This window comes from Brevundimonas sp. Leaf280 (assembly GCF_001422455.1).
In the GTDB taxonomy this organism is placed as follows: domain Bacteria; phylum Pseudomonadota; class Alphaproteobacteria; order Caulobacterales; family Caulobacteraceae; genus Brevundimonas.
In genome coordinates, this window is the sequence record NZ_LMNC01000001.1 from 267,338 (window position 1) to 281,834 (window position 14,497).

18 protein-coding genes are annotated in these 14,497 nt (G+C 66.1%); 5 read left to right on the forward strand and 13 right to left on the reverse strand.

From position 1 onward, the window contains the following. Positions 1-38 precede the first annotated feature (38 nt). The 3 genes from ASF31_RS01295 to purL all read right to left on the reverse strand — a co-directional run bounded on the left by ASF31_RS01295 (position 39) and on the right by purL (position 4,651). Positions 39-1,442 (reverse strand): cytochrome P450, encoded by a 1,404-nt coding sequence (locus ASF31_RS01295; protein ID WP_055752953.1) that lies wholly within the window; start codon positions 1,440-1,442, stop codon positions 39-41. 558 nt (positions 1,443-2,000) lie between these two features. Next, positions 2,001-2,438, reverse strand: a complete 438-nt coding sequence (locus tag ASF31_RS01305) for a DUF305 domain-containing protein (RefSeq protein ID WP_055752955.1) — start codon at positions 2,436-2,438, stop codon at positions 2,001-2,003. Continuing rightward, positions 2,435-4,651 carry a phosphoribosylformylglycinamidine synthase subunit PurL gene (gene purL, locus ASF31_RS01310; protein WP_055752956.1) on the reverse strand — a complete coding sequence of 739 codons (2,217 nt, stop codon included), beginning with the start codon at positions 4,649-4,651 and terminating at the stop codon, positions 2,435-2,437. Before purL ends, ASF31_RS01305 begins: the two co-directional genes overlap by 4 nt. A 110-nt stretch (positions 4,652-4,761) precedes the next feature. Here purL and ASF31_RS14360 point away from each other — a divergent pair, with 110 nt between their 5' ends. Next, positions 4,762-4,902 (forward strand): hypothetical protein, encoded by a 141-nt coding sequence (locus ASF31_RS14360; RefSeq protein ID WP_153922446.1) that lies wholly within the window; start codon positions 4,762-4,764, stop codon positions 4,900-4,902. Continuing rightward, on the forward strand, positions 4,899-5,144 hold the full coding sequence (locus ASF31_RS01315; RefSeq protein ID WP_055752957.1) for a hypothetical protein: 246 nt from the start codon (positions 4,899-4,901) through the stop codon (positions 5,142-5,144). Before ASF31_RS14360 ends, ASF31_RS01315 begins: the two co-directional genes overlap by 4 nt. A 3-nt stretch (positions 5,145-5,147) precedes the next feature. Here ASF31_RS01315 and ASF31_RS01320 read toward each other — a convergent pair whose 3' ends face one another. Further along, positions 5,148-5,945 carry a hypothetical protein gene (locus ASF31_RS01320; protein WP_055752958.1) on the reverse strand — a complete coding sequence of 266 codons (798 nt, stop codon included), beginning with the start codon at positions 5,943-5,945 and terminating at the stop codon, positions 5,148-5,150. A gap of 75 nt (positions 5,946-6,020) precedes the next feature. On the opposite strand from ASF31_RS01320, the gene ASF31_RS01325 reads away from it, so the two are divergent. Then, positions 6,021-6,440 carry a hypothetical protein gene (locus ASF31_RS01325; protein WP_200918521.1) on the forward strand — a complete coding sequence of 140 codons (420 nt, stop codon included), beginning with the start codon at positions 6,021-6,023 and terminating at the stop codon, positions 6,438-6,440. Positions 6,441-6,496: 56 nt separating this feature from the next. After that, positions 6,497-6,697: a hypothetical protein gene (locus ASF31_RS01330; RefSeq protein ID WP_055752960.1), complete on the forward strand. Its 201-nt coding sequence runs from the start codon at positions 6,497-6,499 to the stop codon at positions 6,695-6,697. Positions 6,698-6,703: 6 nt separating this feature from the next. Here ASF31_RS01330 and ASF31_RS01335 read toward each other — a convergent pair whose 3' ends face one another. The 6 genes from ASF31_RS01335 to purC form a co-directional block, all read right to left on the reverse strand. After that, positions 6,704-7,537 carry a hypothetical protein gene (locus tag ASF31_RS01335; protein ID WP_055752961.1) on the reverse strand — a complete coding sequence of 278 codons (834 nt, stop codon included), beginning with the start codon at positions 7,535-7,537 and terminating at the stop codon, positions 6,704-6,706. 31 nt (positions 7,538-7,568) lie between these two features. Beyond that, positions 7,569-8,231 (reverse strand): phosphoribosylformylglycinamidine synthase subunit PurQ, encoded by a 663-nt coding sequence (purQ, locus tag ASF31_RS01340; protein ID WP_055752962.1) that lies wholly within the window; start codon positions 8,229-8,231, stop codon positions 7,569-7,571. A 33-nt stretch (positions 8,232-8,264) separates the two neighbouring features. Continuing rightward, complete coding sequence (locus ASF31_RS01345; protein WP_055753338.1) at positions 8,265-9,467, reverse strand: MFS transporter; 1,203 nt, start codon at positions 9,465-9,467, stop codon at positions 8,265-8,267. Positions 9,468-9,527: 60 nt separating this feature from the next. After that, entirely contained in the window at positions 9,528-10,007 is a 480-nt protein-coding gene (locus tag ASF31_RS01350) for a YbhB/YbcL family Raf kinase inhibitor-like protein (protein WP_055752963.1), read from the reverse strand. Between the two features lie 96 nt (positions 10,008-10,103). Continuing rightward, positions 10,104-10,355 carry a phosphoribosylformylglycinamidine synthase subunit PurS gene (purS, locus tag ASF31_RS01355; RefSeq protein WP_055752964.1) on the reverse strand — a complete coding sequence of 84 codons (252 nt, stop codon included), beginning with the start codon at positions 10,353-10,355 and terminating at the stop codon, positions 10,104-10,106. Then, entirely contained in the window at positions 10,355-11,113 is a 759-nt protein-coding gene (gene purC, locus ASF31_RS01360; protein WP_055752965.1) for a phosphoribosylaminoimidazolesuccinocarboxamide synthase, read from the reverse strand. The genes purS and purC overlap by 1 nt, the downstream gene beginning before the upstream one ends. A gap of 289 nt (positions 11,114-11,402) precedes the next feature. On the opposite strand from purC, the gene ASF31_RS01365 reads away from it, so the two are divergent. Beyond that, on the forward strand, positions 11,403-11,726 hold the full coding sequence (locus tag ASF31_RS01365; RefSeq protein ID WP_039244540.1) for a DUF1476 domain-containing protein: 324 nt from the start codon (positions 11,403-11,405) through the stop codon (positions 11,724-11,726). A 184-nt stretch (positions 11,727-11,910) separates the two neighbouring features. On the opposite strand, the gene ASF31_RS01370 is transcribed toward ASF31_RS01365, so the two are convergent. From ASF31_RS01370 to purB, 3 genes are all read right to left on the reverse strand, one after another. Then, positions 11,911-12,543, reverse strand: coding sequence for a fasciclin domain-containing protein (locus ASF31_RS01370; RefSeq protein ID WP_055752966.1), 633 nt, complete (start codon positions 12,541-12,543; stop codon positions 11,911-11,913). 148 nt (positions 12,544-12,691) lie between these two features. After that, on the reverse strand, positions 12,692-13,192 hold the full coding sequence (locus ASF31_RS01375; protein ID WP_055752967.1) for a DNA-deoxyinosine glycosylase: 501 nt from the start codon (positions 13,190-13,192) through the stop codon (positions 12,692-12,694). Beyond that, positions 13,189-14,490 (reverse strand): adenylosuccinate lyase, encoded by a 1,302-nt coding sequence (gene purB / locus ASF31_RS01380; protein WP_055752968.1) that lies wholly within the window; start codon positions 14,488-14,490, stop codon positions 13,189-13,191. Before purB ends, ASF31_RS01375 begins: the two co-directional genes overlap by 4 nt. Positions 14,491-14,497 lie beyond the last annotated feature (7 nt).

The window sequence follows — 14,497 nt, forward strand, 5'->3', positions numbered from 1 at the left end:
CCACGACGCGCCGGATTTGCGGCCAAGTCTGGGCTGGATCAGCCCTTGCGCCGCGCCCTCAGCCGCAATCGCATGGGCTCGCGGCTGCGCAGGGTGATCTGGTGGACCGGACGGGGTTCCACCGTGGTCAGGGCCTCGACATCGGCGACGCGAAGGATGGCGGCCAAGGCGATCATCGCCTCCTGCAGGGCGAAGGCGGCGCCGATGCAGACGCGGGGTCCGGCGCTGAAGGGAATGTAGGCGTAGCGATCAATGGCCTTGCGGTTCTCGGGCAGGAAGCGCTCTGGCTTGAAGGCGTCTGGGTCGTCCCACAGCAGCTGGTGACGCTGGAGAATCCACGGCGAGATGATGACGGTGGCGCCGGCCTTGATCGTCTGTCCGCCGATCTCGTCGTCAGCCAGGGCCTTGCGGGCCATGGTCGGGGCGGGCGGAAACAGGCGCATCGTTTCCTCCAGCACGGCGCGGGTCCAGGGCAGGGCCTCGGCCCACTTCGGATCGGAGACTTCGAAGGTGTCGGCCTCGGCCTGGAGCCGGGCCAAATACTCTGGCTGGCGCGACAGCAGATGCAGGGTCCAGCCCAGGGCGCGGGCCGTCGTCTCGTGCCCCGCCAGGATGAAGGTCAGAATGTTGGCCGCGACCTCTTCGTCGGTCAGACCCGGACCGCCGTTCTCATCCCGCGCCAGCAGAAGCGCGCTGAGCAGATCGGCCGGCGGCGCATCGCCCGTTTCGACGCCACGCTCGATCCGGGCGCGGCGGGCCTCGACCAACGCCGTCACGCGCTGCTCGAAGAAGCGGGCCGAGCGGAAGCTGGCCAGGCGGCCCAGGCGCGGGGCCCAGTCCGGCGCGCCCAGCACGTCCAGCGGATCGATACGCGCGCCATTGGCCAGGAACTGGTTCAGCGCCCGTTCGAACCCGCGCGCCTCGCCGCCCAGTTCGTCCGAGAACATGGTCGCCGACAGGATGTCGAAGGTCAGCCCGGACATCTCGCTGTCGATATCCAGCACCCGCCCGCGCGCCGACAGGGACCAGGCCGCGACGCGCGCGTGGCACACCTCGGCCATGCGGGCGTTCAGCGTCGCCATCTTGGCCGGGGTGAACAGGGGCGCCAAGATACGCCGGGCGCGACGCCAGACCTCGCCCTCGGTCAGCAGCAGGCCCTCGGCCAGCATCGGCCCCAGCACGCGGCGTTGCAGGTCGCCCTTCTCATAGTTGGCGGCGTTTTCAGTCAGGACGTGACGCACGCCTTCCGGATGGCTGACAACCAGGATTTCGCCGAAGGCCGAGTTTCCGTGCAGTTGCGGCTCGGTGAAATGCCGCTCGGACCACATCTGGATCGGATCGCGCCAACTGATCCACAGGAAGGGCAGCAGCGACAGCGGTTTGCCCGCGCGCCGGGGCGGTATGGCAGGGCGGAAAATGGTGTCGGCGGTCGTCGCGTCCATCAGACGCTCCCTGTTCAAGTCGCCGGTTCAGCCAGGCGCATCGCTTCTGAAACGCGCCATCCGGCTCCTGCGTTCATGCGGGATCAATGCGAAGTCAACGCGACGGGCGCGCCCTGCCGATCGCGGCGAGCAAGCGCGTCATATCTTCGGCAGCCAGATCTTTCGCGCGCTGGCTGGACACGGCGGGTTTTGAAATCGTCGCTGCGGGGGCCGCGGCTTGAGCCGCTCTCTTCTTTTCGCGCCTTTCGAAAAGGAAGCGTTGAAGACCCCAGACCAGGTGAGGCGTCCACGGCTGGCCGCAGGCGGTGCTCTTTCCCGCCTTGTTCAGCAGGCCGGCGACCTCGTTAGGCCGGGTGAAGCCGCTTTTGAAACAGGCGCGGAGCAGGGGGKCGAGCTCGTCCAGAAATGCCTCTTTGGAGCGATCACGAAAGGCGAAATGCCTCAGCTCGTCTCTGGTGATCTGCGAAGGCTTGGACGACGGGCGCCCAGTCGACGGAGCCTTGGTGCGGGTGGGCGCCGCTGGCTTTCCGCCGCCGCGATAGGGTCCCTTGGCCAATCTCAGTTCGCCGGAGGGGCGGTCGGCGCCCAGGCCTTCATCTCGGCGATCTCGCGCGTCTGCGTGTCGACGACGCTCTGGGCCATGCGTCGGATTTCGGGGTCGCGGCTGTCGCGCAGAGCGACCTTGGCCATGGCGACGGCGCCTTCGTGGTGCGCGATCATCTTGGCGACATAGGCCTGATCGATCGTCTGGCCCGAGGCGGCGGCCATCTTGCGGTGCATCTCGGCCTCGGAGGCGGCGAAGGCTTTGTCTCCGGGGGTAGAGCCGCCCATGTCGTGACCGGCATGACCCGCGGCTTCCATCTGTTCCGTCGTGCGCGCCGCCGCAGCCTGGTTGGCGGCCGAGGTATCCCGAAGCGCCTGCTGCACCGGATCGCCACCGCCATCGCAGGCGCTCAGCAGGCCGAGCAGGGCGAGCGGCGTCAGGACGCGGATCATGCGGCGTCGCCCAGCCAACCCGGCATCCAGCCTTCGTGCCATTCGCGCAGGTGGGCGATAGGGATGCTGAACAGTTCGCCCTTGTCGCCCTTGGAGGCGAAGGCGGCGCCACCCGCATGGCCGACGACCGAAGCGTGCAGACCCGCCTCGCGCGCCTTGGCGATGATGGCGTCGGCGTCGGGGACGGCGACCAAGTAACGGGCCTGATCCTCGGCGAAGAGGAAGATGTGGGCGTGGGCCGCGCTGGAGGCGTCCAGGGTCACGCCGACGTCGGAGGCCAGCACCAGATCGGCGGCGGCGCCGATCAGGCCGCCGTCCGAGAGGTCGTGAACCACGGTCAGCTCGCCCGCCTCGATCCGGTCGCGCACGAAATCACCGGTCTTCTTTTCGAGCTTTAGGTCCACGGGCGGCGGAGCGCCGTCCTCACGGCCCAGGACCTCGCGCAGATAGATGGAGGCGCCCAGTTCACCCTGGGTCTGGCCGATCAGGACCAGCGCATCGCCTTCGGCCATGGTCGAGAAGCCCGTCACGACGTCGTAGTTGGGCAGCAGGCCGACGGCGCCCACGGTCGGGGTCGGCGGAATGGCGACGCCGTTGGTCTCGTTATAGAGCGACACGTTTCCGCTCACGACCGGGAACACCAGTTCGCGGCAGGCCTCGGCCATCCCGTCGATGGCGCGCACGATCTGGCCCATGATCTCCGGGCGCTGCGGATTGCCAAAGTTCAGGTTGTCCGTGATGGCGATCGGACGCGAGCCCACGGCCGTCAGGTTGCGCCAGGCCTCGGCCACCGCCTGTTTGCCGCCCTCATAGGGGTCGTTCTGGACGTAGCGGGGGGTGCAGTCCGAGGTGACGGCCAGACCCTTGTCCGTGCCATGCACGCGCACCACGCCGGCGTCGGCGCCGGTCGAGGAGTCCTGCAGCGTGTCGGCCATGACGTGGCGGTCGTACTGTTCCCAGATCCAGCGCTTGGAGGCCATGTCGGGGCAGGCGACGACCTTCATCACCGCATCAGCCCAGTTTTCGGGCGCAGGAATGTCCGAGTGGTTCAGCTTGGGCTGAAGCGCCGGCTGGACCCACGGGCGGTCATACAGGGGCGCGTCGTCGAACAGGGGCGCCAGCGGCACGTCGCAGACGGTCTCGCCGTGATGCTTCAGCACCAGATGGCCGGTGTCGGTGGTCACACCGATGATAGCGAAGTCCAGGCCCCACTTCTGGAAGATGCGATAGCCGACGTCCTCATAGCCGGGCTTCAGCACCGCCAGCATCCGCTCCTGGCTTTCCGACAGCATCATCTCATAGGCCGTCATGCCGGTTTCGCGCTGGGGCACCTTATCGAGGTTCAGTTCGATGCCGACGCCGCCCTTGCCCGCCATTTCGACGGAGGAGGAGGTCAAGCCCGCCGCGCCCATGTCCTGAATGGCGGCGACGGCGCCGGACGCCATCAGCTCCAGCGTCGCCTCGATCAGCAGCTTTTCGGCGAAGGGGTCGCCGACCTGAACCGTGGGGCGTTTGGCCTCCGACTCGTCGTCGAACTCGGTCGAGGACATGGTGGCGCCGTGGATGCCGTCGCGGCCGGTCTTGGAGCCGAAATAGACCACGTCATGGCCCGCCTCCGGCGCGGCCGAATAATAGATTTCGTCGGCGCGGGCCAGGCCGACGCACATGGCGTTGACCAGGATATTGCCGTTGTAGCCCTTGTGGAAGTTGGTCTCGCCCGCGACCGTGGGCACGCCGACGCAGTTGCCATAGCCGCCGATGCCCGAGACGACACCCCTGACCAGACGCTTGGTCTTCTCATGGCTGGGATCGCCGAAACGCAGGGCGTTCAGCAGGGCCACCGGCCGGGCGCCCATGGTGAAGACGTCGCGCATGATGCCGCCCACGCCGGTCGCCGCACCCTGATAGGGTTCGATGTAGGATGGGTGGTTGTGGCTCTCCATCTTGAAGATGCAGGCGTCGCCGTCGTCGATGTCGATCACGCCGGCGTTCTCGCCTGGCCCGCAGATGACGCGCTCTCCGGTCGTGGGGAACTTGCCCAAGTGGATTTTGGACGATTTGTAGGAGCAGTGCTCGGACCACATGACCGAGAAGACGCCCAGCTCGACGTGGTTGGGCTCGCGCCCCAGTCGGTCGAGGACGACCTGATATTCATTGGGGGCCAGGCCGTATTCGGCGGCCAGTTCAGCCATGGTCTTTTGCGGAGCGCTCATGGGCGGCGCTTCTAGCCGCAGATGGGCCGAATGTCAGCCCGCGCGGCGCAAGAACGGGGAACATCGTCCATCGCAGGTGGTTGATTTCGTCGACAGCCAAAGGAGCCTCTATGACCGACACGCCCATCGACCCCGCCGCCACCCCCGAAGATGACGACCTGCCCGAGATCGCCGCCGACGACGCCGGCGCCTCCGCCTTGGCCGAGCGGGCTCAGAAACAGGCCGATGATGCCGAGGAGGACGAGGCGTGAGCAAGCCCCACACCGACCGCATCGTCCCGGCCTCGGGCCAGCAGATGGATCGTTCAAATGATCCTGAAACCACTGCGGAGATGGACGCCGCGGCGCCGCAAGCGGCTCTGGCCAGCCGTCGTCAGCGGCTGACCGGTTCGGCCGTCGGGGTCGGCAGCGTCGGCTTCGACGAAACCGGCGCCTTCGACGTGGGCGCCGACGACCATGCGCCTCAGGACGACGCGGTCACCGACAAACCCTGAGGCTTAGCGAGCGCGTTCGACGCCCGGTCGCAGGCGGAAGGTCAGCAGCAGGCCGCCGATCAACAGGACGATCGCGCCGGCCAAGGCCGTGAAGGCGACGGTCGGCTTGTCCGCCTGTTCGGCGACGAACGCGCCCAGAAGACCCCAGGCCGTCGGCAGCGGATAGGCGAGGGTGCGCAGCACCGCCGTCACCGCTAGGGCGACGACCGTGACGGCGACGATGGCGACGATGGCCCACAGGTCAGGCGTCAGGGCGGCGGGAAGAGCGTTGAACGCGGTCGCCGTCGTGATCAGGTTCAGCGGCGCAGCCACCGTCAGCCAGCCCGCCAAGGCCGCCAGCGGCCAGACCAGCAGGATGCGCTCGCGATCGAACATCCGCAGCGCGCGGATGTGGCCGGATACGGCCAGCATCGGCAGCAACAGCGCGATAAGCGAGGCGAAAATCACGCCCACGCTGGCGGCCTTCAGGTTCAGGGCCGCCACGATGATCCAGAATCCGATGCCGAAGAAGGCGACGGCGGACGGCAGACCCATTCGGCCCAGCAGCGGGCTTTCGCCCGTCTGCGGCAGGGCCTGACGGATGGCATAGGCCAGAATGCCGATATAGATCAGGCCCCAGATCGAGAAGGCGTAGCCCGCAACGCGCAGGGTGCTGTTGCCGTCGGCGGCGAACTCGGCCTGGTTCAGGCCCAAGCCCGCCAGGTTCTGAACCAGGGGCACGATGATGGCGAACAGGGCGGCGGCCAGGACGATCAGACGACGGGTGCGTTGGCGGGGCGTGGGACGGATTATGGAGGACATTCGATTTCCAGTGCGACGCGTGTTCCCGCCTTTACGCCTCGCCACGCCAGAAGGTTCACCGCGACCGGCAGAAAAGTGAAGCTTGCATTGGCGGGCGGCGGCTTCATCCTGCCCGACATGACGCTGAAAACCTCCCTGCCGGCTCTGTTGAGCGCAATAGGCTTGGCAGCGGGCCAGGCGTCCGCCCAGACGAGCGGAGCGCCCCTGCCCACCTCGGTCCAGACCGCCTGGTCACGGGTTCGCGCCGCCCTGACGCCTCAGCAACAGGCTAATGAGGTGCGCGGTTTCCTGTCGATCTTGGCCAACGAAAAGGGGCGGCCGACGACCCCGGCGCTGGATGCGCGCGATATCGCCTCAGGCCACGCCGTGTCGCTGGACGACCCGGCCCTTCTGCAGCGCCCTCAAGCGCATGAGGTCACGGTGACGGTGGACGGTCAGTTCCTGATCTTCCGTCCGCGGTCCCGCGCCAGCCTGGACCCCTTCTTCGGCCGTTAGGAACCGAAGGCGCCCACGGGCGGTTGTTCGCGGGAAACCCTCAAAAGGATGCTCGCATGGCCGACCCAGACAACGAAGACCTGAACCTGACCGAAGAGGTCGAGGCCAATCTCGCGATCGAACAGGGCCTCGGCGTCGGCGCCCGCGAACTGGCTGCTCAACGCGAGGCCGGAGAAAAGTTGTTCGACGACGATCGGGCCGAAGACGATGAAGCTGCCGACCTGTCGGACGGTCGCGCTCAGATCAAGGACATCTGACGGCCGTCAGGGCTCCATTTTGAAGGTGACCGAGAAACGGACCATTCGGCCGGCAAGCGAGAGACCGGCCGCAGCGGCCTGTTCGGACAGTTTGAGGCGCGCTCGCGGCAGCGACCGTTCAACTGACCGCCACAGGTTGTAACCCGCTGGCTGCTCGCTCTCTGTCTGGCATTCAGTCATCTGACCGGCGTCAGTGAGGACGCAGGACAAAACCAAATAGCCCTCCAGCGGGCTTCGACCATTCACCGATGCTGGGAAAACCGGACGCGGCATCGTCTGCCATTGTACGGTATCAGGCAGCCCATCTTGGCCGTTGCCGTCAATCTCCTTAGCCCGCGCTTCGCGTGGGTCGATCATCGGTCGGCCACAGGCGGTCAATGTCTGTTCGATCGCGGTGCTGGATGGATCCAAATCCATGACATATCGCGTTCGCGGACCGCCGGACGTGGATGGAACGATGACCTGAAGCTTGCCGCCTTTCGCCAGATCGCGCGCCACGACTGCGGGTATGCGGCTGAATGCGGTGTTGCGCTGCGTCCCCACCGTCCATACGGACGTGTAGGGCTCTTCCTGGTCGCCGGCCTGAATGCCCAACTCACGCGACATATCGCGACGGGGCGCCTCCGGCAGTCCCGAGATCAAGACGTCGTAAGCTCCATCGACGCAGCGCGCGGCGATAGCCAAACCAGACGTAAAGTCGATCGTGGCCAGCACGGCCTTGCGCTCGGGCACGGACGTTAGCGTCCAGTCCTCGCTCTGCGGAGCGCTTTCCTGAGCCATAACGGGTGCGCCGGCGGCGAGGGCGGCGAAGGCGAAGATGAATCGGAGGCAATTGTGCATCGACCCAATCCGCACCAACTTGCGATTGCCGTCAAGCGGCCGCGTAGATGCTCTGGAACAAAGTCGCGCCGTCGGACGAGCCCAGTTCGGCTTCGAAGGCGCGGTCCGGGTGGGGCATCATGCCCAGGACGTTGCCGCGCGCGTTCTGGATGCCGGCGATGTCGTTGACCGAGCCGTTGGGGTTGTCGACATAGCGGAAGACGACCTGGCCCTCGCCCTCGATCCGGGCCAGTGTCTCGGCGTCGGCGAAGAAGTTTCCGTCGCCGTTGCCTTGGGTCATCGTCACTTCGCGCTGGCCCTGATAGCCGGCGGTGAAGCGGGTCTGGCCGTTGGCGACGGTCAATGCGATCGGCTTGCAGACGTATTTCAGACCCTTGTTGCGCAGCAGGGCGCCGGGCAGCATTCCGGCCTCGCACAGGATCTGGAAGCCGTTGCAGATGCCGACCACCGCGACGCCGTCGTCCGCGGCCTTCTTGACCGCCTGCATCACCGGCGACTGGGCCGCCATGGCGCCGCAACGCAGATAGTCGCCGTAGGAGAAGCCGCCTGGGATGACGATCAGGTCCAGGCCCTGGGGCAGTTCGGTGTCGGCGTGCCACACCATCGAGACCGGCTCGCCGGTGGAGCGTTCGACGGCGACCTTGCAGTCGCGATCACAGTTGGAACCGGGGAAGACGATGACGGCTGCGCTCATGGCGCGGGCCTTTAGCAGGGTTCTTTCGCCTTGTCAGGCCGTCGCGCGCGCCCGACCGGTCAGCCAGGCGATCAGGAAGATGACGAAGCCGCCCAGGGACAGGCCCATGCCGACCCAGCCGGTCGAGGCCCAGCCATAGCCGGCCGCGATCGCCATCCCGCCCAGCAGCGGGCCGATGGCGTTGGCCGTGTTGAACGCCGAATGGTTGAGCGCCGCCGCCAGGGTCTGGGCGTCGCCGGCGACATCCATCAGTCGCGTCTGCAGGATCGAACCCAGGCCGCCCCCGCCGCCGATCAGGAAGACCACGACCATCACGGCCCACAGGTGAGGCGCCGCGAGCGGATAAAGCGCCAGCGCCGCTGCGCTCCAGAGCAACAGGCCGCCCGCCGCCTTGAACCCCAGGTGATCCGCCGCCCAGGCCCCCAGGATATTGCCCAGGAACATGCCGACCCCGAACACGGCGAAGACCCAGGGCAGGACGTCGGGGCCGGCGCCCGTCACCGCCTCAAGCGTCGAGGCGAGATAGGCGTAGACCGCGAACATGCCGCCAAAGCCAATGGCGCCCACGCCCAGCGTCAGCCAGACCTGACTGCGCTTCAGGGCGCCCAGCTCGCGCCAGGGGCTGGCGTCGGGATGGGCCGGATCGCGCGGTGCGAACAGGGCGACCAGCGCCATGGTCAGAACCGCCAGCACGCCGACGATGGCGAAGGTCCAGCGCCAGCCGTGGGCATGGCTGATGATGTTGACGACGGGCACGCCCAGAACGGTCCCGACCGTCAGCCCCATCAAAATGGTCGAGACCGCGCGCGTGCGGAAATGCAGCGGCACGATCGAGGCCGCGACCAGAGCCGCCACGCCGAAATAGGCTCCGTGCGGCAGGCCGCTTAAGAAACGGAACAGCAGCATCCAGTGATAGGTGGGGGCCAGGGCGCTGGCCACATTGCCGATGGCGAACAGGGCCATGAAGGCGATCAGCAGCAGCCAGCGTGGGTAGCGTGCGCCTAGCACGGCCAAGATCGGCGCGCCGACCACGACGCCTGCGGCATAGGCGCTGATGACATGGCCGGCGGTCGGCGCATCGACGCCAAGCCCGGCGGCGAAGTCCGGCAGGATGCTCATGGCCGCGAACTCGGTCACGCCGATGGCGAACCCGCCCATGGCCAGGGCGATCAGCACGAGGGCGACCGCCCCGCGCGAGCGGACGGGACGGGGAGTGTCGAAGACGGCGTCGGTCATGTTGCGCTGCACACTAATCAGCGTTCATGACGCCACAAGGGCGACGCCGCCCCGCAACGATCACGCTTTGTTTTCGTAGGTCGCCGTGATCGACGCCTTGGCCAGGGTGTGGAAATGCAGGTTGAAGCCGAACACGGCGCCGGAGTTGTCGGCCGTGACGTCCAGGCTTTCGACATCCACCGCAAAGACGGTGAAGATGTAACGGTGAGGGCCATGGCCGGGGGGCGGGGCGGCGCCGCCGAAACCGGGCTGACCATAGTCGGTGCGGCCCTGGATGGCGCTGTGGGGGAGATGCCCGCCCGGCGAACCGGCGCCGGACGGCAACTCGGTCACATCCGCCGGAATATTGGCCACCGTCCAGTGCCAGAAGCCCGAGCCGGTCGGCGCATCGGGATCAAAGCAGGTGATCGCATAGCTCTTGGTCCCCTCCGGCGCGCCGGACCATGACAGTTGGGGCGATTGGTTGCCCTTGGCGTGCACCTGGGCGTCGGGCAGCACGCCGCCGTCCTGGATGTCGGTGGAGGTGAGGGTGAAGGTCATGGGCGCTCCGTCAATCAAGCCGTCTGCTAAACTGGCGTCGATGCCGAAGGATGCAACCGTCTCCTTCCCGCGACATGGGAAAGGAGACAGCAGAGTTTACGCCACCTCGATGCGGTAGCTTTCGATCACCGTATTGGCGAGCAGCTGCTCGCACATTTTCTTGGCTTCGCCTTGCGGGTCTTCGGCGCCGGTAAGGTCGAACTCGATCAGCTTGCCGACGCGGGCATTGGAGACGCCCGACCAACCCAGACCCTGCAGGGCGCCTTCGACGGCCTTGCCCTGAACATCCAGGACGCCGGGCTTGAGGAAGACGTGAACTTTTACCTTGCTTGAAGCGGTTGGGGCCATCAGTGCAGTCCTCCCTGGATCACCGTCGGCATGCCCTTCATGATGCCCAGGCGACGCGCGACTTCGGTATAGCTTTCAATCACATTGCCCAGGTCGCGGCGAAAGCGGTCCTTGTCCAGCTTCTCGCCGGTCGAGGCGTCCCACAGGCGGCAGCTGTCGGGGCTGATCTCGTCGGCCAGCAGGACGCGGCTGAAGTCGTTTTCCCACACCCGGCCGAACTCGATCTTGAAATCGACCAGGGTGATGCCGACGGCGCTGAACATGCCCGACAGATAGTCGTTCACCCGCACTGTCATCGCCAGCATGTCGTCCAGCTCCTGGGTCGAGGCCCAGTTGAAGGCGGTGATGTGCTCTTCGGTGACCATCGGGTCGTTGAGCTCATCCTTCTTATAGTAGAATTCGATGATCGAGCGCGGCAGAGGCGTGCCTTCCTCGATGCCCAGGCGCTGGCTCATCGAGCCGGCGACGATGTTGCGGCACACGACTTCCAGCGGAATGATCTCGACTTCGCGGATCAGCTGCTCGCGCAGGTTCAGACGCTTGATGAAGTGGTTGGTCACGCCGATGCCGTTCAGGCGCGACATGATGAACTCGCTGATCTGGTTGTTCACCACGCCCTTGCCTTCGAGAACGGCCTTTTTCTGCGCGTTGAAGGCGGTGGCGTCGTCCTTGAAATACTGGATCAGGGTGCCGGGCTCGGGTCCTTCGTACAGGATCTTGGCCTTGCCTTCGTAGATCTTCTTGCGCTTGCTGTTCATGGTCCGGTCCCGGCTTACGGGCGCCCTCCAGAAACAAAAATCGCGCGGCCATATGTGGAGGGGGAAGACCCGGTCCTGGCGGCGCGTTTCGGAATCGTTCGGGCAGTCAATCTCGTTCGGGGTCTCCTTAGCCGAAGGCGGCCCTCGATACAAATGAGGATGGCCGGCGCCGCAATCATTGGGGACAGGATGTCCATGCGACGGAAGTCAGGTTGCGTTCGCGGGCGGGCGGTCTATAGACGGCGCTTGCCCCGACGTTAGCGGGGTGGACGGAGCTTTGCTGAGCGAAATGACGACCTTCGACGATCGGGAAAAGGCCTTCGAAGCCAAATACGCCCTCGATCAGGAGCAGGAGTTCAAGGCCATCGCCCGGCGCAACCGGATGCTGGGCCTTTGGGCTGCGGAAAAGATGGGCCTGTCGAGCGAAAGCGCGGACCAGTACGCCGCCGCCGTGGTGCGTGCCGATTTCGAACAGCCGGGAGACGAGGACGTGTTCCGCAAGGTCGCCGGCGACTTCAAGGCCTCGGGCCTGTCGGTATCGGAGGGCGAGATTCGCTCCAAGATCGATGAACTGGCCTCGATCGCCCGCGAGCAGATCCGCGCCGGCGAGTAATCGCCTCGGTCTTTGGACTGATCTGAGAATTCGAAAGGGCCGCACCCGGGGGAAAGTGCGGCCCTTTCTTCTTGCCGGGGACGTTGGGGGGATGTCTCACCCGGCGTACTGTGCGTCTCGCGCCCCTGAAGAACACCAGGGCCGAGATTTGGTTTCAGGCGTCGCCGCCCGAAACCAAATATTTTTACGGCATCAGAACCGTGTCGACGACGTGGACGACGCCGTTCGATTGGCCCACGTCGGCCTGGGTGATCGTGGACTTGCCGCCCTTGGCGTCGGTTATGACCCAGGTGTTGTTCGGGCCGGCCGAAACCTTCAGTTCTTCGCCCTGAACCGTCTTCAGCGTGGCGGTGCCGCCGTTTGCCTCCGCCTGAGCTGCGATATCGGCGGCCGTCAGACGACCGGCGACCACGTGGTAGGTCAGGATCTTGGTCAGATCAGCCTTCATCGCCGGCTGCATCAGGCTGGTGCGCGTCGCCTCGGGGATCTTCTCGAAGGCGGCGTTGTCAGGGGCGAAGACCGTGAACGGGCCCGCCCCTTGCAGGGTGTCGACCAGGCCGGCGGCCTTCACGGCGGCGACCAGGGTGGTCAGGTTGGAGGCTTTGGAGGCGTTGGCGACGATAGTCTCGTTCGGGCTCATGGCAGCGCCGCCCACCATCGGGTCGGTCGCGGGGGCCATGGCGGCGCCGTCGGCCGGAGCCATGGCGGTCGATTCCGCCGGCGTCGTGGCGGCCGGCTCGTTGTTGCCGCAGGCGCCGAGCGCCATCAGCGCGCCGCCGGAGACGGCGACGAGCATAAGATTGCGAAGTTTGGTCATGTGTTTCGTTCCCTTTGGGCCGCTCTCAAGGCGGTAACGGGAACGTTACGCGCGACACCGCACAATGGATGCATGCCGCGCGACAAGACATCGCAGCTTCACCATTCAGTTTTCGCGCGCACTTCTATGCTGCTTTGCAGCAAGAGAACTATCGTTCGATCAGATCAGTCAACGAATTCCAGATGTTCGCCTTGCCTGCCAGTGGAATCGCATGAGCCGGGCTGGATGAAGGCAGGTCGATAAGGCCAACCCCTGCGACCTCGCCGATAATGCGCCGTCCCAACTTGGCCGCCAGCTTGCCGTTGAAGGCGACCGCTCTCAGCTGCAGCAAGCTGCCGATCAGGCCGCGCAGATCAGCCGCCTCCGGCGAGCGGATCGCGGCATCCAGACTGCCCGACCTTTCCGCCGACGCAATCACATCCCACAGGCCCACGCCGCGCGCCTTCAATCGATCCAGCCGCTGCTCGTACGGCAGGACCGCCAAGTCTTCACCCAGCATCCCGCTGATCAGCGGCCAAAAGGCGTTGCGCGGATGGGCGTAGTATTGCGCCGCCTTCAGCGAGGCGTCGCCGGGCAGGCTGCCCAGGATTAACAATCGGGTTTCCGTATCGACGACGGGTGCGAAGCCGATGCGTCGGACGTCCGTCACGCGTCTCCGAACACCCGCTTGAACACCACGTCCACGTTCTTGGTGTGGTAGCCGAGGTCGAACAGGGCTTCGAGCTGGTCGGCGGGCAGGGTGACGCGGTCGTCGGCCTTCAGGAAATCCAGGAAGGCGCCTTCGCCGCGCCAGACCTTCATGGCGTTTTCCTGAACGGCGGCATAGGCGTCTTCGCGCGACACGCCGGCCTGGGTCAGGGCTAGCATCACCCGCTGCGAATGCACAAGACCGCCCAGGCGGTCGATGTTCTTCTGCATGTTCTCTGGGTAGACGTTCAGCCGCTCGACCACATTGGCCAGACGATGCAGGGCGAAGTCCAGGTGGATGGTGGCGTCCGGCCCGATCCCGCGTTCGACCGAGGAGTGGCTGATGTCCCGCTCATGCCACAGGGCCACGTTCTCCATGGCGGGCGTCACGGCCGAGCGGACCAGACGGGCCAGGCCGGTCAGATTCTCCGTCAGGATTGGGTTGCGCTTGTGCGGCATGGCCGACGAGCCCTTTTGACCCTTGTCGAAGAACTCCTCTGCTTCGAGGACTTCGGTGCGTTGCAGGTGTCGGATCTCGACGGCGAGGCGTTCGACCGAGCTGGCGACGACGCCCAGGGCGGCGAAGAAGGCGGCGTGGCGGTCGCGCGGGATGACTTGGGTCGAGACGGGTTCGACGGTGAGGCCCATCTGGTCGGCGACATATTGCTCGACCGCCGGATCGACGTTGGCGAAGGTGCCGACGGCGCCCGAGATGGCGCAGGTGGCGATCTCTTCCTTGGCGGTGATCAGGCGGCGTTTGGCGCGCTGGAACTCGGCGTGATAGCCGGCCAGCTTCAGGCCGAAGGTGACGGGCTCGGCGTGGATGCCGTGCGAACGGCCCACCGTGGGGGTGTATTTATGCTCCTTGGCGCGGGTCTCCAGCGCGGCCAGCACCCGGTCGACACCCTCGATCAGCAGGTCCGACGAGCGGGCCAGCTGAACCGCGAAACAGGTGTCCAGCACGTCCGAAGAGGTCATGCCCTGGTGCAGGAAACGCGCTTCCTCGCCGACGATCTCGGCGACGTGCGTCAGGAAGGCGATCACGTCGTGTTTGGTGGTGCGTTCGATCTCGTCGATGCGGTCGGCGTCGAAGGTCGCATCCTTGCCCTTGGCCCAGATGGCGTCGGCCGATTCCTTGGGGATCACGCCCAGTTCGGCCATCTTGGTGGCGGCGTGGGCCTCGATCTCGAACCAGATCTTGTACTTGGTTTCCTGGGACCAGATGGCGGCGGCGACGGGGCGGGAGTAGCGCGTGATCATGGGCGGG